At 61.2% G+C, this 353-nt stretch carries 1 protein-coding gene; it reads left to right on the plus strand.

What is annotated here, in order from left to right; translation table 11 throughout:
- Positions 1–353 (plus strand): transposase (locus HHO50_RS21675; protein ID WP_181309102.1); only part of this gene is annotated, 353 nt, incomplete at both ends.

Here is a 353-nt window from a genome sequence, read left to right on the forward strand (position 1 = left end):
GAACAGGTGAACAAGAAAGCCGTCCAGGGGCTGGAGAAGAGCATGGAGCAGGTGGAGGAGAAGATGCAGGAGTTCATCGCCAAAGACGAGGCGCTTAAAGACAAGTACGACCTGCTGACCTCCGTCAAGGGCGTGGGCAAGGTGCTGGCCATCTCCCTTCTGGTCTACACGCAGGGCTTCACCAGGATGGACGACGGCAGGAAGCTGGCCTGCTACTGCGGCGTGGCCCCCTTCGAGTACCGCAGCGGGACGAGCGTCTGGGGGAAGGCGGGCGTCTCCAGGTTCGCCAACAAGGAACTCAAGCACGTGCTGCACATGGCGGCCATGAACAGCGTCCGCTACAACCAGGAACT

The sequence above is a fragment of the Rufibacter sp. XAAS-G3-1 genome, from assembly GCF_013623775.1.
GTDB lineage: Bacteria > Bacteroidota > Bacteroidia > Cytophagales > Hymenobacteraceae > Nibribacter.